Genomic DNA, 588 nt, shown 5'->3' with positions numbered 1-588 from the left:
GGCAATAGGTTAATTGCCGCAGGTAACGTAACAAAGGCAAGGCCTACGCCGGCAGAGACAACTTCTGTTAGTGGTTTACCTTGCTCTTGAGCCATGTAACCCAATACAGAGAAGATCATGATACCTGCAAGGATAGAGAAACCACAGTTGATCAGTACGGTCATAAAGGCGTTGTTAGTGATGTCAGACTTCTCAGGCAAGTAGCTTGAGTAGGCCAACATAATTGCAAAGCCGATACTTAGGGTAAAGAAGATTTGACCATACGCGGCAGCCCATACTTTTACGTCCCAAATCTTGCTGAAATCGGGTTCGAACATATAGTTCACACCATCGAGTGCACCTGGTAGGAATACCATGCGACCGATCAGAAATAGAACCATCAAGAATAGAATTGGCATCATGATTTTTGATGCGCGTTCGATGCCGGACTTAACGCCACTTGCAATGGCAATGTAAGTGACAGCCCAAGCAATGGTCATCGCTATAGCAATTTTCCATTGAATACCGCCTAAGTTTGTTGGTGAGTTATCACCTAACTTTAGGTATTCGCTAAAGAAAAACGCGTTAGTGTCGGTTCCCCAACTTTGA

The 588-nt window shown here is 44.6% G+C and carries 1 pseudogene; it reads right to left on the bottom strand.

The window, feature by feature from the left end:
* Positions 1-588, bottom strand: a pseudogene (locus R7Q09_RS27075) (sodium-dependent transporter); the annotation flags it as partial.

The sequence above is a fragment of the Vibrio sp. 2130-1 genome (genome assembly GCF_033339515.1).
The sequence above is the reverse complement of the archived record's forward strand: the minus strand, read 5'-3'. Positions and strand labels throughout refer to the sequence as shown.